We start from the raw sequence: 19959 nt of genomic DNA, 5'->3' as shown, positions 1-19959 counted from the left end.
GGAGCGGCGACGGCCACCGGGGTGATGGACCCCGAGCTGCGTTCCGCCATCGGCCGGATCGCCCGGGTCCCCCAGCTCCTGATCGCCTGCGACTACGACGGCACACTGGCGCCGATCGTGGAGGACCCGAGCAAGGCCGTACCGCTGCCCGAGTCGGTGGCCGCGGTCCGCGCGCTCGCCGCACTGCCGCAGACCACCGTGGCGGTGGTGTCCGGCCGGGCGTTGCGCGACCTTGCCGCGCTCTCCCGGCTGCCCAGCGAGGTGCACCTCGTCGGCAGCCACGGCTCCGAGTTCGACATCGGCTTCGTCGAGCGGCTCTCCCCCGAGCTGGTCGCGGTGCGCACCCGGGTCCGCAACGCGCTGCGCGAGATCGCCGCCGAGCACCCCGGCATCCGGCTGGAACGCAAGCCGGCCAGCGTCGCCATGCACACCCGCGGGGTCGACCCGCAGATCGCGGCCGCGGCCATCGAGGCCGTCCGCAACGGCCCCGCCATCTGGGACGGCGTCACCGTCACCCAGGGCAAGGAGGTCTTCGAACTCTCCGTGGTGGCCACCCACAAGGGCACCGCGGTCGACCAGCTGCGGACCCAGCTCTCGGCCAGCGCCGTGCTCTTCATCGGCGACGACGTGACCGACGAGAACGCCTTCGGCAACCTGCACGGGCCGGACCTCGGCATCAAGATCGGGCCCGGGGACACCCGGGCCGACTACCGGGTGGCCGATCCCCTCGAGGCGGCCCGCGCGCTCGCGCTGCTGCTGGAGACCCGGCGACACTGGCTCTTCGGCGAGCGGGCGGTGCCGATCGAGCGGCACTCCATGCTGGCCAACGGCCGCACCGTCGCGCTGCTCACCCCCGAGGCGAAGGTCAGCTGGCTCTGCCACCCCAAACCGGACTCGGCGGCGATCTTCGCCGACCTCGTCGGCGGCAGCCCGGCCGGCCACTTCAGCATCGCGCCGGAACGCGGGGGCATCCCGCTGGGCCAGCGCTACCGCTCCGGCACGATGACCGTGGAGACCCGCTGGTCCGGGCTCACCGTCACCGACTGGCTGGACAAGCCGGCCCGGGAGACCGCACCGGACGACCCGGTGGCGGTCACCGGCGACTCGACCCTGATCCGGGTGCTCACCGGCAGCGGCCGGGCACGGGTGGAGTTCGCGCCACGACCCGAGTTCGGTCAGGTCGCCGTGCAGTTGCAGCCGCTCGGCGACGGCCTGCTGGTGCTCGGCTCCAACGAGCCGGTCGCGCTCTACTCCCCCGGCGTGCAGTGGCAGGTCAGCAACGACGCCGGCTACCAGACCGCCAAGGCGGTCGTCGACCTCTCCGCCGCCGGCGGGCAGGTCGTGCTGGAGCTGCGCTTCGGCACGCACAGCCTGGACCACCACCGGGTGCCGATCCACGAGCGGCAGGCCGCGGCCGAGCAGCCGTGGAAGGACTGGGTCGCCTCGCTGCGGCTGCCGTCCACCGCCCGTGACCTGGTCGCCCGGAGCGCGCTCACCCTGCGCGGGCTCTGCCACGAGGCGACCGGCTCGATCCTGGCCGCGGCGACCACCTCGCTCCCCGAGGAACTGGGCGGCGTCCGCAACTGGGACTACCGCTACTGCTGGCTCCGCGACGCCGCACTGACCGCCCGCGCGCTGGTCGACCTGGGCTCCCTCAGCGAGGCCGAGGCGCTGCTGCTCTGGGTGGACGGTTGCATCGAGCGCACCGGCGGGCACCCCGAGCGGCTCCACCCGCTCTACACGATCGACGGGTACGAGTTGGGCGCCGAGGCCGTCATCGACACCCTGCCCGGGTACGCCGGCTCCCGGCCGGTCCGGGTCGGCAACCTCGCCAACCACCAGCTCCAACTGGACGTCTTCGGCCCGATCGCCGACCTGATCGCGGCCGTCGCCGACGCCCGCGGCTCGGTCCGCGAGGACGAGTGGCGTGTCCTGGACAACATGGTCGAGGCGGTCCGCCGCCGCTGGCACGAGCCCGACCACGGCATCTGGGAGGCTCGGCTGCCACCCCGGCACCACATCTTCTCGAAGGTGATGTGCTGGATGACCGTCGACCGGGCGCTGCACGTGATGCGCCAGCACGGTGGCGAGGACCGCCCCGAGTGGGTGGAGCTGCGCGACCGGATCGGCGCCAACGTGCTGGAGCACGGCTGGCACGAGGAGGTCGAGGCGTACAGCGTCGCGTACGGCGACGAGGACATGGACGCCTCGTCGCTCTGGATCGGGCTCTCGGGCCTGCTTCCGGGCGACGACCCGCGCTTCCTGTCCACCGTGCTGAAGATCGAGGCGGACCTGCGCAGCGGCCCGGTGGTCTACCGCTACCACTGGGACGACGGCCTGCCCGGCCGCGAGGGCGGCTTCCACATCTGCACGGCGTGGCTGATCGAGGCGTACCTGCGCACCGGCCGCCGCACCGACGCCGAGGAGCTGTTCGCGCAGATGGTGCTCACCGCCGGCCCGACCGGGCTGCTTCCCGAGCAGTACGACCCGCTCGCGGAGCGCGGGCTGGGCAACCACCCGCAGGCGTACAGCCACCTCGGTCTGATCCGCTGTGCCCTGCTGCTGGACAACATGCTCAAGCAGTAGTCGACGCACGTACGACGACGGGGCCGGAGCGCGTGTGCTTCGGCCCCGTTGTCGATCGGGCGGTCGCCCGAGCGGCAGCCGCCATCTCGCCCTCCCGATCCTCGGGGAAAGCAGCGCCCGAGCCCGCACGCCCGCTCCTCAGGCGTCGAGCGCGTCCACCACGTCGCCCACCACGACGACCGCGGGCGGGCGCAGGTCGGCGGCGAGCACGTCGGCGGCCACCGTGCCGAGGGTCGACCGCAGTGCCCGCTGGGCGCCCGTCGTGCCCTCCTGGACGACGGCGGCCGGCGTCTGCGGCGACCGGCCGTGCGCCATCAGGGCGGCCGTGATGGCCGCGAGGTTCTTCAGCCCCATGAGGATCACCAGGGTGCCGCGCAGGCCCGCGAGCGCCTCCCAGCGCACCAGCGAGGCTGGCGAGTCGGGCGCGACGTGCCCGGAGACCACGGTGAACTCGTGCGCCACCCCCCGGTGGGTGACCGGGATGCCGGCCGCGGCCGGGGCGGCGATCGAGCTGGTCACCCCGGGGACCACGGTCACCGGCACACCGGCGGCGGCGCAGGCCAGCAACTCCTCACCGCCCCGGCCGAAGACGTACGGATCGCCGCCCTTGAGCCGGACCACCCGCGCACCGGCACGGGCGCGATCGACCAGGATCTGGTTGATCTCGTCCTGGGCGCGGGACGGGCCGTAGGGGATCTTCGACGCGTCCACCAGCTCCACGTCGGGGCGCAACTCGTCCAGGAGCAGCCCGGGCACCAGCCGGTCGGCGACCACCACGTTCGCCTCGGTGAGCAGCCGCCAGCCCTTCACGGTGATCAGCTCCGGGTCGCCCGGTCCCGCCCCGACCAACGCCACCCGTCCGCCCGCGACGTCCGGAAGGGACCCGTCCTCCACCGCAGGCGCCTTCCGGGCGTCGAGGAGGTCGCGGATGGCGTCGCGGACGGTCATCGCGCGGCGCGGGTCGCCGCCGCCGAGCACCGCCACGGTGACCGGCCCGTGCCGGGTCACCGCCGGCGTCCAGGCGGTGGCCGCCATCCGGTCGTCGGCGCGGACGCAGAAGATGCGTCGCTCGGCGGCAAGGGCGCTCACCGACGCCGCCGCGATCGGGTCGTCGATCGCCACCTGCACCAGCCACGCCCCGTCCAGGTCCTCGGGTGCGAACCGGCGCGGCAGCCAGCGCAGCCGGCCCGCGTCCGCCCGGGCGCGCAGCGCCGGGGTCAGCTCCGGTGCCACCAGCAGGACGTCCGCGCCGGCGTCCAGCAACGCCGGCACCCGTCGGGTGGCGACCGCGCCGCCGCCCACCACGACCACCCGCCGCCCGTCCAGCCGCAGGCCGAGAGGGTACGGACTGCTGGTCACTTCTCGGCCACACCGGCGGAGTCGAAGGTCGCCACCTCGTGCAGCACCCGGACGGCGCCGGTGACCACGGGTAGCGCCAGCAGCGCGCCGGTGCCCTCACCGAGGCGCAGCCCCAGGTCGATCAGCGGGTCGAGGCCGAGGTGGCGCAACGCGACCGTCGCGCCCGGCTCGGCCGAGCGGTGACCGGCGACCATGGCACCGACCGCGTCCGGGGCGAACGCCGCGGCGGCCAGCGCGGCGGAGACCGCGATCACGCCGTCCAGCAGCACCGGCGTGCGGCGGGCCGCGGCACCCAGGATCAGCCCGGCCAGCGCGGCGTGCTCCAGCCCGCCGACGGCCGCCAGCACGCCCAGCGGGTCGGCCGGGTCGGGCGTGTGCCGGGCCAGCGCGGCCCGCACCACCGCCACCTTGCGGGCGTACGTCGGGTCGTCGACCCCGGTGCCCCGCCCGGTGGCGTCGAGCGGGTCGGCACCGGTGAACGCGGCGATCAGCGCGGCGGCCGGCGTGGTGTTGCCGATGCCCATGTCCCCGGTGAGCAGGATGCCGGCTCCGGCGTCGATCAGCTCGTCGGCGATCCGGATGCCGGTCTGTACCGCCGCCAACGCCTCGTCCCGGGTCAGCGCGGCGGTCACCGCGAGATCCCGGGTGCCCTGGCGCACGGTCGCCGCGACGAACCGGGGCACGGACGGGTCGAGGATGGCCGCCTCGGCGGCGGGCTGGGCGGGCACGATCGGCAGCGGGGTGGCCACGCCGACGTCGACCACGGTGACCGACGCGCCGGCCTGCCGGGCGAACGCGTTGACCACCGCCCCGCCGGCCAGGAAGTTGCCGATCATCTGCCCGGTGACCTCCTGCGGCCACGGGGTCACCCCCTGGGCGTGCACCCCGTGGTCACCGGCGAAGATCGCCACCGCGGCCGGCTCGGGCACCGGCGGCGGGCAGGCCGCGGCCAGGCCGGCGAGGCGTACCGACAGCTCCTCCAGCGCCCCCAGCGACCCCGCCGGCTTGGTCAGCCGGCCGTGCAGCTCGCGGGCGTCGGCCATGGCCGACTCGTCCAGCGGCCGGATCGCCGCGATCGTGGTCTCCAGCATCATGCCTCCATGGTCTCGCGCAGCACCTCGACGAACGCGTCGGTGGTGTTTCGGTCGCGTACGGCCACCCGCAGCCAGTCCGGGCCGAGGCCGGGGAAGGTGTCGCCCCGGCGCACCGCCCAGCCGCGCTCGCGCAGGGCCGCCCGGATACGGCTCGCGCCCGGCAGGTGCAGCAGCACGAACGCGCTTGCCGGGCGGCCGGCGACGCGTACCCCGGGCAGGTCGGCCAGGCGCGCGACCAGGTGGTCGCGATCGGCGGAGAGTTCGGCGGCGATCGCGCGTTCGGCCTGGACCGCGACGGGGGTGGCGCAGGCCGACGCGGCGGCCAGCGCGGGTGTGGAGACGGCCCAGAGCGGCTGGACGGCGGCCAGCCGGGACAGCAGCTCCGGCGCGCCGAGCAGGTAGCCGATCCGCAGCCCGGCCAGCCCCCACGTCTTGGTGAGGCTGCGCAGCACGAGCAGCCCGGGCAGGTCGGGCCGCTGCGCCAGCGACTCCGGCTCGCCGGGGTGTCCGGCGGCGGCGGTGGTGTCGGCGAACGCCTCGTCGACCACCAGAACCCGGCCCGGGCGGGCCAGCGCGGCCAGGGTCCGCGCCGGGTGCAGAACCGAGGTGGGATTGGTCGGGTTGCCGATCATCACCAGGTCGGCGTCGGCCGGCACCCGGTCCGGGTCGAGCCGGAAGTCCTCGGCGGGGTCCAGCAGCACCCGCTCGACCGGGTGCCCGGCGGCCCGCAGCGCCGCCTCCGGCTCGGTGAACTGGGGGTGCACCACCACCGGGCGGCGGACGCCCCGCAGCGCCTGCGCGATCAGCACGAAGCCCTCGGCGGCGCCGGCGGTGAGCAGTACCTCGTCCGGGTGACGCCGGTGCCGGGCGGCGACGGCGACGCGGGCGGGCGCCGGGTCCGGGTAGCGGGCCAGATCGGTGAGGGTGGCGGCGATCGGGCCGGCCAGCCAGCCCGGCAGTGGTGCCCGGCGGACGTTGACGGCGAGGTCGATCAGGCCGGCGCTCGCCTCCACGTCGCCGTGGTGCGCCAGGTCCGGCTCGGGAGCGGACCCGGCGGCCGGCGCCGGCGAGCTCGGCTGATCAGACATGTCCGCGATCCTGCCGGGAAGGCGGCCGGTGGGACAGTCGATCGCGACGTAAGACGCATCACCACCGGCCGGTTTATGAGTTCTTCTCATATTCGAATCGGAATTGTCATAACTTGACCACGTGAGCAACCGACCCCTTGCTGCCGCTGGTCGACTCGTTCCTCTTCTCCGCGCCGGACTGATCGCCGGCATCGTGATCGCCGCCGCCGCGTACCCGCTGGTCGCCCTCACCGGGCTCGGCGCGAAGGCCACCGCGCACGCCATGGAACACAAGACCAAGCTGCTGACCACCGCCCTGCCCGCCGAGACCTCCTACCTCTACGCCCCGGACGGCAAGACCGTGCTGACCATGTTCTACGAGGAGTACCGGCAGTACACCAAGCTGTCGGACATGTCGCCGAACATCCAGCAGGCGATCGTGGCTGCCGAGGACTCCCGCTTCTACCAGCACCACGGCGTCGACCCGAAGGGCGTGGCCCGGGCCTTCGTCTCCAACGCCCGCTCCAGCGGGGTCTCCCAGGGCGCGTCGACGCTGACCATGCAGTACGTCCGGATGGCCCTGCGGGACAGCGCGACCACGCCCAGGGAGGTCCAGGAAGCCACCCAGCAGACCAGCCTGCGCAAGGTCAAGGAAATGCGGATGGCGCTGGACCTGGAGAAGGAGCTGAGCAAGGAACAGATCATGGAGCGCTACCTGAACTCGGCGTACTTCGGGCACCGCGCGTACGGCATCTACGCGGCCAGCGAGATCTTCTTCTCCAAGACCCCCAAGGACCTCACCCAGGTCGAGGCGGCCACCCTGGCCGGGCTGGTCAAGTCACCGTCGGAGTACGACCCGGCCGACTCCGACCAGAAGGAGGCCACCGGACGGCGCAACTACGTGCTGGACCGGATGAGCCAGCTCGGGTACCTCTCCCCCGACTCGGCCGCCGCCGCCAAGGCCGAGCCGATCCGGCTGAAGCTGACCAACCCGCCGAACGACTGCGCGGCCGTGCCGGAGAAGTACAACAGCTGGGGCTTCGCCTGCGACTACCTGAAGAACTGGTGGAGCGCGCAGCCCGCGTTCGGCGCGAACCGGCTGGAACGGATGGACAAGCTGCGCCGGGGCGGCTACCGGATCGTGCTCAGCATCGACCCGAAGATCCAGGAGGCGGCGGAGAAGAACGTCGGCGCCAAGGAGGGCACCGGCAGCCCGTTCGCCAACGGCATCGTGGTCTCCGAGCCCGGCACCGGGCGGGTCAAGGCCATGGCGGTGAACCGGACGTACTCACTGGACCTGAGCGAGAACCCGCAGAGTTCCAACCCCGAGGCCGGGCCGAAGGTGAAGGCCAACTACCCGAACACCGTGGCGCCCCTGCTCGGCGGCGGTGACCTGCCGGGCTACCAGGCCGGGTCGACGTTCAAGATGTTCCCGATGCTCGCCGCCCTGGACTCCGGGATGACCCTCTCCACCTCGTTCAACGCGCCGTACCGGTACAAGTCGGCCGTCTACGACGGGTGGGCGCCGTCCAACGCCAGCGGCGCCATGACCGGGCAGCAGACCATGTGGTCCGGCTTCGGCAAGTCGGTCAACACGTACTTCGTGTGGCTGGAGGAGAAGGTCGGCGCCGACCGGGCCGTGCGGCTCGCCGAGCAGCTCGGGCTGCGCTGGCGCACCGACGTCGACCGGGAACAGGCGTCCCCGGCCAAGGCGAAGAAGTGGGGCTCGTTCACCCTGGGCGTCTCCGACGCCACCCCGCTGGAGATGGCGAACGCCTACGCCGCCATCGCGGCCGACGGCCGCTACTGCGAGGCGATCCCCGTGTCGGCGATCATGACCCGGGACGGCACACCGGCCACGTACGTCACGCCCGGCGGCATCCACCGTGAGGTTGCCAAGCCGCGCTGCCGGCAGGTCGTCAGCGCGGACGCCGCCCGGGCGGCCACCGACGCCGCCCGCTGCCCGACCGGGGACACCCCGGCGCGCGGAGGGTGCGGCGGCTGGTCCACCGCCGACAGCGTCCGGGGTACGGTCGGCCGCCCGGTGGCCGGCAAGACCGGTACCACCGACAGCACCCGGTCGGCCTGGTTCGTCGGTTACACCCCGGAGTTGGCAGCGGCCAGCTTCATCTCCGACCCCGACAACCCGTTCAACGCCGTGGGAGACGGGCAGTCCCAGATCCCGATCGCGGCGGTCGCGGAGACCCTGCGCGACGGCCTGAAGGGCCAACCCACCCGCCAGTTCACCCCACCGTCGGACGCCATCGTGGGGTGACCGGGAAGGGTCACCGCAGATCGGCCGCCACGAACGACCACAGCTCCAGATCGACCCGGCCGCCGCGGACGAAACCCGCGTTGCGCAGCAGCCCTTCGTAGCTGAACCCGGCCTTCTCCGCGACGCGGCGGGAGGCCAGGTTGCCGGGTGCCACCCGCAGCTCGACCCGCTGGAAGTCGTGCTCCAGGATCAGCGCGATGGCCACCGCGTCCACCGCCTCGGCGGCCAGCCCGAAGCCACGCGCGTGCGGGGCCATCGCGTAGGACACCTCGGTGAGCCGGGCGCCCCAGTCGGTGCGCCGGGTCCACAGCGAGCCCACCACCTGGTTGTCCTCCCGGCGGAGCACCGCGTAGTGGTCCCCCTCGCCGCTGTCGCGTCGCTGCCGGGCCAGGTCCGTGCACCAGGCGTGCCCGTCGATCGGACCGGAGTCGTCGGCCAGCGGCAGCCAGCGTCGGGTCAGCTTGTCAGCGAAGATCTCCCCGACCGCCGCCGCGTCCGCGGCGGTGAGCCGTCGCACCTCGGTGCGCGGGGTGGAGACGGTCAACGACGGGAAGCGGCGAACCGCCACCTGACCGATCACGCCGGCACCACACCGGGCTGCGAGGGCACGGCCTCGGCCGGCGGCTCCGCCGGCGCTGCCGGTTCCGCCGCCGCCGCGACCAGCCGGGCAGCGGTGGCCGGGTGCGCGGCCCAGTGCAGGGTGAGCTGGGAGGCGTGCACGTTGCGCCAGACGAAGCCCTCCGGCGCGCCGCCGTCCCAGCTCCAGGCCGGGCGCTGACCGGCCCGGGGAGTCAGCACCGCGCGGTGTTCCTTGTGCCCCACCAGGACCGTGCCGCTGGCGGCGACCACACTGTCGGTCTGTGCGGTCGCCTGCCGGTATCCCACCACCAGGCCGTCCCGGCTGACGCCGACCGCGTCCAGCACCCCGCACATCGGCAGCCCGTCCAGCTCCCGGGCCAGCCAGAGCAGGCCGGCGCCCTCGGCGACCACCGGACGCCCGGTGCGGGCCAACTCGGCCACGGCGATGCAGAGCCGGCGGTTGGCCGACAGCTGCTCGGCGTACGCCTCGGGCAGCGCGCCGCCGACGACCAGCGCACGCGTGCCGACCGGCAGCGCCTCGTCGCGCAGCGGATCGACCATGACCACCTCGGCGCCGGCGGCCCGCAGCAGCTCGGCGGTCTCCGGGTGGCTGAAGCTGCCGCCCGGCCCACCGGCCAGCGCCACCAGCGGACGGTCGGCCGGGGCCGGCACCGGGCCGAGCGCCTCCTCCGGAGACCACGCGGCGGCGGGCAGCGGCGGGGCGGAGCGGGCCAACCCGAGCAGCCGCTCCAGGTCGACCGTGGCGGCGACCGCCTCGCCCAGCCGGCGGACCGCGCGGATCGCGTCGGCGGATCCGTCGACGACCGGCGCCACACCGTGCCGGCGCGACGGCAGCACCGCCGGCAGGTCCTGCCGGCGCAGCGCGCCGTAGACCGGCACGCCCACGTCGTCCAGCGCCTCACGCAGCATGGCCTCGTGCCGGGAGGACGCCACCCGGTTGAGGATCACCCCGCCGAGCCAGAGCTGCTCGTCGTACGAGCGGAAACCGTGCACCAGGGCGGCAACCGACTGACCCATCGCGGCCACGTCGACCACCAGCACCACCGGGCTGCGCAGCGCGGCCGCGGCGGCGGCCGTGGACTCCTGCTCCGGGCGACCACCGACCGAGTCGTAGAGACCCATGCTGCCCTGCACCACGGCCAGCCCGGCGCCCGCGGCGCCGTGCGCGACCAGCGGGGCGAGCCGGTCGAGGCCGACCAGCCGGGGATCGATCACCCGGCCGGGCCGACCGGCGGCGAGGCCGAGGTAGGCGGCGTCGACGTGGTCCGGCCCGAGCTTGAACCCGGCGACGTCGACATCCCGGTCGGCCAGGGCGGCGAGCAGCCCGATCGCCAACGCGTTCTTGCCATGCCCGGAGGACGGCGCGCTGAGCACCAGGCGCGGCACGACGGTCATCATCGACTCCTCGCGGGGGCGGCGGGGTACCGACGGCCGACCGGGGGGCCGGTCCGTCCGCGTGACGATACCCGCCCGGTCCGACGCGCGAGCACCGCCAACCCGGGCCGGTTGTCCCGTCCCGGCCCGGCCGAGGTCAGTGGCCCCCGTCATACGGGTAGCCTCGGTGCCGTGTACCGGTTCCTGCTGAGCCCACGCTGGCTGGGTGCTCTCGCGCTGACCCTGGTCGGCGCGGCGGTCATGGTGCTGCTCGGCAACTGGCAGCTGGACCGCTACCGGGGGCGCACCGAGGTCAACGAGCGGATCGACGCCGGCCAGCGGATGGCCCCGGCGCCGCTGAGCGACGCGCTGCGCGCCCCCACCGGCGGCGCGGGAACGACTGGCCCGGCCCCCGCCGAGGACAAGGTCTGGACCCGGATCACCGCGACCGGCCGGTACGACCCGACGAACACCGTCCTGGTCCGTGGCCGGACGGTGGACAGCCGGGTCGGCTTCGAGGTGCTGACCCCGCTGGTGCTCGCCGACGGCACGGCGCTGCTGGTGGACCGGGGTTGGATCCCGCCGGCACCGGGCGGGGCGACGGCGCAGCCACCGGTGCCCGCCGTGCCCAGCGGCGACGTGACGGTCGTCGGTCGGGTGCACGAGACCGAGAGCGGCGCCGGCGCGGTGGACCGGCGCGACGGTCGGCTGGAGACCCGACGGATCGGCGTGCCGCGGCTGGCCCGCGAACTGCCCTACCCGGTGTACGGCGGTTACCTGCTGCTGGACGAGCAGACCCCGGCCGCCGACCCGGTGTTCAAGGCGGTGCCGGTCGGGCACGCCAACAACTGGCAGAACTTCGGCTACGTCGTGCAGTGGTGGCTCTTCGCCGTGATGGCCCTGTTCGGCTACGGCTGGGTGGCCCGGCGGGAGGCGCGGCGCGCCGCCGGCATCGGCGCCACCCCGAAACCGCTGGACCGGGCCGCGGAGCCAACGCCGAGCCCGTCCGCCTGACGCCCGGTCAGCCGGTGGCGCGCCCGGCGTGGATGGCGCGGACGGCGTCGATGGTGTCCGCCTCGGCGGCGGACTTGTCGTCGCGGTACCGCACCACCCGGGCGAACCGCAGCGCCATCCCTCCCGGATAGCGCGAACTCGTCTGCACCCCGTCGAAGGCGATCTCGACCACCTGCTCGGGGCGGACGCGGACCACCCAGTCGCCGCGCTCGACGGCGAGGTCGAGGAAGCGTTCGGTCTGCCAGCGCAGCAGCTCGTCGGTGAGACCCTTGAACGTCTTGCCGAGCATCACGAAGTCGCCGGTGCGCGGGTCGCGGGCGCCGAGGTGCAGGTTGGACAGCCAGCCCTGCCGCCGCCCGCTGCCCCACTCGACGGCGAGCACCACCAGGTCGAGCGTGTGCCGGGGCTTGACCTTGACCCAGGCCGCGCCGCGCCGGCCGGCGTCGTAGGGGGCGTCCGGCGCCTTGACCACGACGCCCTCCTGGCCGGCGTCGATGGCCGCGGCGAACGCGGCCCCGGCCTGCTCCGGGCCGTCGACCTCCAGCCGACCGACCAGCAGCGACTCGTCGACCGCCCCGGCCAGCGCCGCCCACCGCTCCCGGCCGGGCAGGTCGATCAGATCCGTGCCGTCGAGGTGCAGCAGGTCGAAGAAGTACGGCGTCAGCACGGTCTGGCCGGTGGTGGCGGCGGCCGCGAGCACCGCGGGGGCGACCGGGGTGCGACCCGTGGTGCTGGGTGTGGTGCGCCGGGCGGCCCGGCTGGAGGTCTGCTGGAACGGCAGGGGGCGGCCGGTCTCGTCCAGGCCGATCGCCTCGCCGTCGAGCACCAACTCCCGGCCGGGCAACGCGCGGACCGCCGCCACCACCTCGGGCACCCGTGAGGTGATCTCGTCGAGGCTGCGGGTGAAGACGGCGATGTCGCTGCCGGAGCGGTGCACCTGGATGCGGATGCCGTCGAGCTTCACGTCGACCACGGCCGGCGTGCCCGTCGCGGCCAGCGCCTCGTCCACCGAGGGTGCGCTCTGCGCGAGCATCGGCGCCAGCGGCCGGCCGACCCGCAGGCCGAACCCGGCCAGCTCGGCGGCACCTCCGGCCAGCGCGGCGACCGCCACCGCACGCAGGTCACCGGCGAGCAGCAGAGCCCGCCGGACCGCCGCGACCGGCACGTCGGCGGCGCGGGCCACCGCGTCGGCGAGCAACCCGGCCTGGGCACCCTGGCGCAGCTCGCCGCTGAACAGGTTGGTGAGCAGCCGCTGCTCGTCGGCGGTCGCCGCCGCGAAGAGGGCACCGAGCAGCGCCCGGCGCCGGGCCTGCGAGCCCGCGCCCTGCACGGCGGCGATCTGCTCGATGGCCCCGTCGACGGCGGCCACGGTCAGCGTCGGCTCGGTGGCCGGTGGTGGCAGGTCCCGCAGGCTCGCATATCCCACCCCGGTCTGCCGCTGGCGCAGCTCACCGGCCAGATAGCCCGCGCCGGGCTCCACCTCGGCCGGGTCGAGCCGGCGCAGCGCGTCGGCGAGCAGCTCCACCTTGGCCCGCCGGCCGCTGGTGGCGCCGACGGCGGCGGAGGTGGCTGCCAGGTCGATGAACCGCACGGAGCCCATCCTGCCAGCCGCCCCCGACACCGCCCGGGCATTGCCGTGCCCGGGCGGTGTCGGCGGAGCGCCGCCACCCAGACGGGCGGCGGGTCAGGCCGGAACCGGTTCCTCGATGCGCAGCCCCCGGGCGCGGACCTCGCCGGCGACCCGGGAGAGCGCCGAGTCGAGGGCGACCAGGGCGGCGGAGAGTTCACCGAGCTGTTCGTTGAGCGTGTCCTCGGACCACGCGGAGACGTCGACGTCCCCCAGCGCGCTGACGGCGGCCCCCAACCGGGCCATCACCTCGTTCGTACTCATGTTCGAAAGGCTATAACAGCCCCGCGCTCGACACACCGCAAACTCCCAGATCAGACCGGAAGTTACGGTTCCGACACCTAGCTCCCGTTCGTGCCCGCCGCGGCCACCTTGGCCAGCAGCAGCGCCTCGGCGAGGCAGACCCGGGCGAACTCCCCGAGGTGCAGGCTCTCGTTCGGGCCGTGCGCCCGGGCGTGCGGATCCTCCACACCGGTCACCAGGATCGCCGCCTTCGGGAACATCTCCTGGAAGGTGGCGATGAACGGGATCGAGCCGCCGACGCCGATGTCCACCGGGTCGGTGCCGTCCCAGGCCGTGCGGAACGCCGAGCGGGCGGCGTCGAACATCGGCCCGGACGCGTCGATCACGCACGGGTCACCGTCGTGCTCGAAGCTGACCGTCACCTGCGCGCCCCACGGCGCGTGCTCCTCCAGGTGCGTGCGGACCGCCGCGTACGCCCGCTTCGGGTCGTCGCCCGGAGCGAGCCGGATGCTCAGCTTCGCCTTCGCCGACGGGACCAGAGCGTTCGGCGCCTCACCGGTGGACGGCGCGTCGACGCCGAGCACGGCCAGCGCGGGCTTGGTCCAGAGCCGGTCGGTGATCCGGCCGGTGCCGATGAACCGCACACCCTCGGCCAGCCCGGCCTCGGCACGGACCCGGTCCTCGGGGTAGTCGACGACGGCGCCCTCGCGGCCCACCAGTCCGTCCACCGCCACGTCACCGGCGTCGTCGTGCAGCGTGGCCAGCAGCCGGACCAGCGCGGTGAGCGCGTCCGGGACGGCGCCGCCGAACATGCCGCTGTGCACCGCGTGGTCCAGCGTGCGCACCTCGACGAAGCAGTTGACGATGCCGCGCAGCGAGGTGGTCAACGCCGGTACGCCGATGTCCCAGTTGCCGGAGTCGGCGATCACGATGACGTCCGAGGCGATCTCGTCGCGGTGCTCGGCCAGCAGCCGCTCCAGCGAGTCGGAGCCGTACTCCTCCTCGCCCTCGATGAAGAGCACCACGCCGACCGGCAGCGCGTCACCGTACGCGCGCAGCGCCGCGACGTGCGCCATGATGCCGGCCTTGTCGTCGGCCGCGCCCCGGCCGTAGAGCCGGCCGTCCCGCTCCACCGGCTCGAACGGGTCGGACTCCCACAGCGACCGGTCGCCGATCGGCTGCACGTCGTGGTGGGCGTAGAGCAGCACGGTGGGCGCGCCGGGCGGGGCAGCCCGACGGCCGATCACCGCGGGCTGCCCGCCGGAACGCATGATGTCGACGTCCAGGCCACAGCCGCGCAGCAGCTCGGCGACCGCCTCGGCGGAGCGCTCCACGTGCGAGTGGTCGAAGCCCTCGAAGGCGATGCCGGGGATGCGGACGAGGCGTTCCAGGTCGGCCCGTACGCCGGGCATCTCCCGCTCGACGGCGGCCCGCACCTCGGACTCGGACATGATCGGTGTGGTCATGACCGGCATCGTATGCCGGCCTTACCCCGGCGTGCCGGCCGAGCCCGTACCGTCACCGGCGCCCGGGGAGGCGGCACCCGCCGGGGCACCGGGCGCTGCCCGGCCGGCGCGGTGTGCGCGGGCGGCCGCCTCGGTGGCGGCATCCATCCAGGAGCGGGCCCGACCGGCGGTGCCGCCCACCCACTCGCCGACGTCGCTGGCGCCGTCGCCGAGCCGACGCAGCAACCCGACCAGCGGGTCGGTGGACCGGCTGAACTCCTCGCGGTACGAGTCGGCGGCCGCCTTGATCTCCTCCGAGACGCTGGTCGAGCCGTCGTCGTCGCGGCGCGGGTAGTCGCCGGCCAGCACCCGCCCGTACGCGCCGGCGTCGATCCACTGCCGCAACTGGGCAGCCCGCGCCACCGGCGCCGGATGGGTGCTCCACGCCGTCATCCGGATCTTGTGCAGGCTGTCCCGCAGGTCGCCGCCACCGGCGTACTCGGCGGCCTGCTCCAGGAAGGCGGTGGTGTCGATCTGCGACAGGTCGCCACCACCGGCGAGCTTCATCAGCAGGCGCAGCGCGGCCGCCGGGTCCTGCCCGGCGAGCAGGCCGGCCCGGTCGGCGGAGAGTTCCGCCTTGCGCCACCACTCCAGCATCGCCGCGATGATCGCCCGCAGCGCGATCGCGCCGACCGGCAACCAGCTCAGGTTGGCCGCCCACCTGGTGAGGATCATCAGCATCGTCTTGTAGACCGCGTGCCCACTGCCGACGTGCCCCAACTCGTGGCCGAGCAGGCAGCGCAGCTCGTCCTCGTCGAGCTGCTGGACGCAGGCGGAGTTCAGCACGACGAACGGCCGCTCCAGGCCGACCGCCTCGGCGCCCAGCCAGGGCGACTGGGTCACGTACAGCTCGGGCAGCTCGGCCACGTCGAGCGCCGCGGCGGCCTCGGTGTAGCGCTGCCACACCGCCGGATACTGCCGGTGGTCGACGCGGATGCCGGAGGCCAGGACGGAGAGCCGGAAGCCCCGCTCGTTCCACATGCCGAAGAACGCCCGCACCACGTCGTCGAACCCGCGCAGCTCGCGCAGCGCCACCAGGGCGCCGCGGTCGGCCGGATGCTCCCAGGCCCGCGAGCTGATGCCGGTGAGGGTGATCCGGCGCCGCGCGGGCGTGTCCGTTGCCGACATGATGAGTCCCCCGTTCGCCGCGCCCCTGGGCCTTCACGCATCGTGCCGCAGCCGGTGGCGGACGTCCATGCCCCGCTCAGCGGATCCGCACGTAGTACCGGTTCGCGTCGTGTGGCAGGACCGGCGCGCCGTCGACCACCAGGTCGGCGCGGTTTGCCGTGTCGTCGGCGGCGAAGTGCACCCGCTCCCCCGCGTGCCAGCGGCGCAGCTCGGGCAGGATCTCCTGCCCGTCCCGGGTGACCGCGCGGGCCAGCCGCAGCGGCGCGGGCGCGGTCACGAAGACGGCCAGGCTCAGCTCCGGCCGGACGAGGGCGCGCGCGGCGCTGACGCCCTCCAGGATCAGCACCGGCGCGGCCGGCACCGGGACCGGGCGGGGCAGGAAGCAGCGCCGGACCCAGCTGTAGCGCCGGTAGGCGCCGGGCCGCCCGACGCGCAGCGGGGTCAGCACCTGCTCGTCCAGGCGGGGCCAGAAGGTGAGCTGGTCATCCCAACCGTCGAGCAGGTCGTCGGTGTGCACCACCGGCGGCCGATCGCCGCCGGCCAGCACCGCCAGGGCATCCGCGAGGTGCGCGGCGAAGCTGCTCTTGCCCGCGCCACTCGGCCCGTCGACCGCCACCAGCCGGGTCCGCCCCAACCGCGCCGGGCCCGCGAGCACCCGACGGGCCAGCTCGGCGTACGCCTCGACGACCACCACCGTCGGTACGTCGACCGAGGCCCTCGCAGCCGCCCCGCCGACGTCCACGGGCTCGCGGCCCCCTCCGTTGGCGACGTGGTGCACGACCGAAGTATGACCCTCGCCGACGTGGCGGTCGCGGTCCGCGCTGGCCGCTCGCCCGTCCGGCCAACCGCCACCGCCGGGGCACCGTCACGTCCGGGGGATTTGGTGCGACGACGGGTGATGCCCGCCCCGTTCGCCGCCGGACGTGCACCCGAATCGGCATGATCGGGTGGTGCTCCGAGACGTGATGAGCCCCGGTATCGACGCCCTGCTCGAACAGGCCCGCGCCGGGCTGCACCGACTGACTCCGCAGCAGACCGTCGAGGCGGTCCGCGGCGGCGCGCTGCTGGTCGACACCCGTACCGAGATGCAGCGCCGCGAACAGGGCGACCTGCCCGGGGCGGTCGTCATCGACCGGACGGTGCTGGAGTGGCGGCTCGATCCGGCCAGCGCCTGGCGCATTCCCGAGGCCACCGCCTACGACCGGGAGATCGTGCTGGTGTGCCGGCAGGGTTACAGCTCCAGCCTGGCCGCCGCCAGTTTGCAGACCCTCGGGCTGCGCCGCGCCACCGACATGATCGGCGGCGTCGACGCGTGGCTCGCCGCCGGTCTTCCCACCACCGACCGCCCCGCCGACATCCGCCTCTGACCCCCGAGCCGGTCAGGCCGGCGGCGGACCGGGCGGGATGAAGGGCAGGCCGGGGGGTGGGCCGGTCTCGACGAGGCGCCAGAGTGCGTCGGTGTCGAGGTGTTCCTCGACCAGGTCACCGAGCAGGTCGAGCGAGCGTTCCCGGGCGGCGGCGAAGCTGGTGTCCGGTGCGACCCGGAACCCGGTGCGCCCGGCCAGCCGGGCCGCCTCGGTGAGGAATCGGCGACGGAACCCGTCGGATTCGAACGTGCCGTGCCAGTGCGTGCCGTGTACGGCGCCGAGCACCGCACCCTCGCCGGCGCCACCGGCCTGGGTCAACAGCGGGGTCAGGGCGGGATCGGCGTGGGAGACGTACCCGTGGTGGATCTCGTAGCCGCGCACCGGCAGGCCGTCGCCAGCGGTGCCCACCGACTGCCGGACGGTCTTGCGCGGATCGAAGGTGATCTCGATGGGTAGCAGGTCGAGGCCCGCGACGCTGCCCTGGCGGCTCTCCACCGGGTCGTGGATGGCCCGGCCGAGCATCTGGAAGCCGCCGCAGATGCCGAGCAGTGGCTTGCCGGCCGCCGCGTGCGCGACGACCGCGTCGGCCAGACCGGTTTCCCGGAGCCACGCGAGGTCCGCCACGGTCGACTTGGAACCGGGCAGGACGACCAGGTCGGCGGCGGCCAGCTCGGCCGGTTCGACGGTGAGGCGGACCCGGACGCCCGGCTCGGTGGCCAGCGCCTCCACGTCGGTGGCGTTGCTGATCCGGGGCAGCCGGACGACGGCGACGTCCAGCCATTCGGTGCCGTGCGGGGCCGCCGGCCGACCGAGCACCCGGCCGTAGGCGAGGGAGTCCTCGGCGTCGAGCCACAGGTCGAGCGACCAGGGCAGCACCCCGTACGTGGGGCGGCCGGTGACGTGTCGCAGCATGTCCAGCCCCGGCTGGAGCAGGCCGAGGTCACCCCGGAACTTGTTGATGACGAAGCCGGCGACCAGCGCCTGGTCGGCCGGGTCGAGCAGGGCCACGGTGCCGAACATCGAGGCGAACACACCGCCCCGGTCGATGTCGCCGACCACGATGGTGGGCAGGTTGGCGTGCCGGGCCAGCCCCATGTTGACGTAGTCACCGGCACGCAGATTGATCTCCGCCGGGCTGCCGGCGCCCTCGCAGATCACCACGTCGTACGCCTCCCGCAGCTCGGCCAGCGCCGCGTACGCGGTCTCGGCGAGCCGGGGACGCAGCTGCCGGAAGGTGCCGGCGGTGATCGTGTCGACCGCCTCGCCGAGCAGCACCACCTGGCTGGCCAGATCGCTGCCCGGCTTGAGCAGCACCGGGTTGAAGCGCAGGTCCGGGGCGAGCCCGCACGCGGCGGCCTGCATGGCCTGGGCCCGGCCGATCTCGCCGCCGCGCCCGTCCGGCCCGACCACGACCGCCGAATTGTTCGACATGTTCTGCGCCTTGAACGGCGCCACCTTCACGCCCTGCCGGTGCAGCCACCGGCAGATGCCGGCGGTGAGCACGCTCTTACCGGCGTCGGAGGTGGTGCCGGCGACCAGCAGCCCGCCGCTCACCACCCGCTCCCCTGCCGCGCCGCGACGACTCCCCGTCCGCGGGGTCGCCCGCCTGAACCGCCCGGCACGCGCCGGTCCACGACACCGCCCGATCCGCGCCCACCGACGGTGGCGATCAGCGCGCGCCGGCCGATGGCGCCGGCCAGACGTCCGACGGTCAACGGGTAGGCGGCGGCCAGCCCCAGGGCGGCCAGGCCGACGGCGCCGGAGATCCGGGCGGCCCGCTTCAGGTGCCGCGCCTCGGGGCGCGGGCCGTCACCCAGGAACGGGCGGACCTCGGAGCGCCCGAAGTAGACGTTGCGGCCACCGAGGCGGACGCCGAGGGCACCGGCCATCGCCGCCTCGCACTGCCCGGCGTTGGGGCTCGGGTGGTCGTTGCGGTCGCGCCGCCACACCTGCCAGGCCCGGTCCCGGTCGCCGTTCGCGACCGGCGCGACGGCGACGGTGAGCAGCCCGGTCAGCCGGGACGGCACCAGGTTGAGAAGGTCGTCGAGGCGGGCCGCGGGGGTGCCGAACCGGGCGTAGCGGGCCGACCGGTGGCCGACCATCGCGTCGAGGGTGTTGGCTGCGCGGTAGCCGAGCAGGCCGGGCAGGCCGGCGACCGCACCCCAGACCAGCGGGGCGACCACCGCGTCGGAGGTGTTCTCCGCCACCGACTCGACGGTGGCCCGGGCCAGCTCCGACTCGTCGAGGGTCGACGGGTCCCGGCCGCAGAGGTGCCCGAGCCGCTGGCGGGCGGCGGGCAGGTCACCGTCGCGCAGCGTCCGCCCCATCACCGTGGCCTCGTGTCGCAGCGTGCGACCGCCGAGCACGGTCCAGGTGCCGGCGGCCACGAGCACCGCCCGCGTCACCGGCCGGTGCCGGGTGGCCGCCGCGGCGACCGCTCCGAGCAGGACCGGCCCGCCCACGGCCAGCGCGGTGAACGCCGCACCGGCCGTCGAGTCCGGCCGGTAGAGCCGACGCTCCAGCGCGCCGGCGGCCTGCCCGAAGCCGGCCACCGGGTGCCACCGGCGAGGGTCGCCGAGCAGCCTGTCCAGCGCGTACCCGGCCAGCAGCCCCACCGCGTTCGCCACCGGTGCTGTCCGTCGCACGCGCACCACCTCCGGCCGGCCAGCCTAGACGAGCACCCCGGGAACCGACCGGGCCAGTCGCGTTCCGTGATCCCA

Annotated in this window: 15 protein-coding genes and 1 pseudogene; 4 read left to right on the top strand and 12 right to left on the bottom strand. The window is 74.6% G+C overall.

The window, feature by feature from the left end:
- The first annotated feature begins 24 nt into the window (after window positions 1-24).
- Window positions 25-2586 (top strand): trehalose-phosphatase, encoded by a 2562-nt coding sequence (otsB, locus tag M8C17_RS28805; RefSeq protein ID WP_252419749.1) that lies wholly within the window; start codon window positions 25-27, stop codon window positions 2584-2586.
- A 138-nt stretch (window positions 2587-2724) separates the two neighbouring features.
- Here otsB and cobA read toward each other — a convergent pair whose 3' ends face one another.
- Genes cobA through cobC form a run of 3 tightly spaced genes read right to left on the bottom strand, consistent with a single transcriptional unit; the run spans window position 2725 to window position 6127 of the window.
- The gene (cobA, locus tag M8C17_RS28800) at window positions 2725-3945 is read right to left on the bottom strand and encodes a uroporphyrinogen-III C-methyltransferase (protein WP_252419708.1); all 1221 of its coding nucleotides are present in this window, start codon (window positions 3943-3945) and stop codon (window positions 2725-2727) included.
- Window positions 3942-5036, bottom strand: coding sequence for a nicotinate-nucleotide--dimethylbenzimidazole phosphoribosyltransferase (cobT, locus tag M8C17_RS28795; protein WP_252419748.1), 1095 nt, complete (start codon window positions 5034-5036; stop codon window positions 3942-3944). Before cobT ends, cobA begins: the two co-directional genes overlap by 4 nt.
- Window positions 5036-6127, bottom strand: a complete 1092-nt coding sequence (gene cobC, locus M8C17_RS28790) for an Rv2231c family pyridoxal phosphate-dependent protein CobC (RefSeq protein ID WP_252419707.1) — start codon at window positions 6125-6127, stop codon at window positions 5036-5038. The genes cobT and cobC overlap by 1 nt, the downstream gene beginning before the upstream one ends.
- A 121-nt stretch (window positions 6128-6248) precedes the next feature.
- Here cobC and M8C17_RS28785 point away from each other — a divergent pair, with 121 nt between their 5' ends.
- Complete coding sequence (locus M8C17_RS28785; RefSeq protein WP_252419706.1) at window positions 6249-8381, top strand: transglycosylase domain-containing protein; 2133 nt, start codon at window positions 6249-6251, stop codon at window positions 8379-8381.
- 10 nt (window positions 8382-8391) lie between these two features.
- On the opposite strand, the gene M8C17_RS28780 is transcribed toward M8C17_RS28785, so the two are convergent.
- Complete coding sequence (locus M8C17_RS28780; protein ID WP_252419705.1) at window positions 8392-8961, bottom strand: GNAT family N-acetyltransferase; 570 nt, start codon at window positions 8959-8961, stop codon at window positions 8392-8394.
- Window positions 8958-10376 (bottom strand): cobyrinate a,c-diamide synthase, encoded by a 1419-nt coding sequence (locus tag M8C17_RS28775; protein WP_252419704.1) that lies wholly within the window; start codon window positions 10374-10376, stop codon window positions 8958-8960. Before M8C17_RS28775 ends, M8C17_RS28780 begins: the two co-directional genes overlap by 4 nt.
- A 171-nt stretch (window positions 10377-10547) precedes the next feature.
- On the opposite strand from M8C17_RS28775, the gene M8C17_RS28770 reads away from it, so the two are divergent.
- Window positions 10548-11369 (top strand): SURF1 family protein, encoded by an 822-nt coding sequence (locus tag M8C17_RS28770; RefSeq protein ID WP_252419703.1) that lies wholly within the window; start codon window positions 10548-10550, stop codon window positions 11367-11369.
- 7 nt (window positions 11370-11376) lie between these two features.
- On the opposite strand, the gene M8C17_RS28765 is transcribed toward M8C17_RS28770, so the two are convergent.
- From M8C17_RS28765 to M8C17_RS28745, 5 genes are all read right to left on the bottom strand, one after another.
- Window positions 11377-12969 (bottom strand): ATP-dependent DNA ligase, encoded by a 1593-nt coding sequence (locus M8C17_RS28765; RefSeq protein ID WP_252419702.1) that lies wholly within the window; start codon window positions 12967-12969, stop codon window positions 11377-11379.
- Window positions 12970-13053: 84 nt separating this feature from the next.
- A complete protein-coding gene (locus M8C17_RS28760) occupies window positions 13054-13260 on the bottom strand; it encodes a hypothetical protein (protein WP_252419701.1) in 207 nt (68 codons plus the stop codon).
- A 77-nt stretch (window positions 13261-13337) separates the two neighbouring features.
- The gene (locus tag M8C17_RS28755) at window positions 13338-14690 is read right to left on the bottom strand and encodes a dipeptidase (RefSeq protein ID WP_252419747.1); all 1353 of its coding nucleotides are present in this window, start codon (window positions 14688-14690) and stop codon (window positions 13338-13340) included.
- A 36-nt stretch (window positions 14691-14726) separates the two neighbouring features.
- Window positions 14727-15872, bottom strand: a complete 1146-nt coding sequence (locus M8C17_RS28750) for a M48 family metallopeptidase (RefSeq protein WP_252419700.1) — start codon at window positions 15870-15872, stop codon at window positions 14727-14729.
- A gap of 76 nt (window positions 15873-15948) precedes the next feature.
- Window positions 15949-16614, bottom strand: coding sequence for a uridine kinase (locus tag M8C17_RS28745; RefSeq protein WP_374559516.1), 666 nt, complete (start codon window positions 16612-16614; stop codon window positions 15949-15951).
- Window positions 16615-16837: 223 nt separating this feature from the next.
- Between M8C17_RS28745 and M8C17_RS28740 the strand changes: the two genes are divergently transcribed.
- Entirely contained in the window at window positions 16838-17239 is a 402-nt protein-coding gene (locus M8C17_RS28740; RefSeq protein WP_252419745.1) for a rhodanese-like domain-containing protein, read from the top strand.
- A 12-nt stretch (window positions 17240-17251) separates the two neighbouring features.
- On the opposite strand, the gene M8C17_RS28735 is transcribed toward M8C17_RS28740, so the two are convergent.
- Together M8C17_RS28735 and M8C17_RS28730 are read right to left on the bottom strand one after the other, a co-directional pair.
- Window positions 17252-18793, bottom strand: coding sequence for a cobyric acid synthase (locus M8C17_RS28735; RefSeq protein ID WP_252419699.1), 1542 nt, complete (start codon window positions 18791-18793; stop codon window positions 17252-17254).
- 95 nt (window positions 18794-18888) lie between these two features.
- A pseudogene (locus M8C17_RS28730) lies at window positions 18889-19884 on the bottom strand (cobalamin biosynthesis protein); the annotation flags it as partial.
- Window positions 19885-19959: the final 75 nt, after the last annotated feature.

This window comes from Micromonospora sp. RHAY321 (genome assembly GCF_023896955.1).
Classification (GTDB): Bacteria; Actinomycetota; Actinomycetes; order Mycobacteriales; family Micromonosporaceae; genus Micromonospora.
The sequence above is the reverse complement of the archived record's forward strand: the minus strand, read 5'-3'. Positions and strand labels throughout refer to the sequence as shown.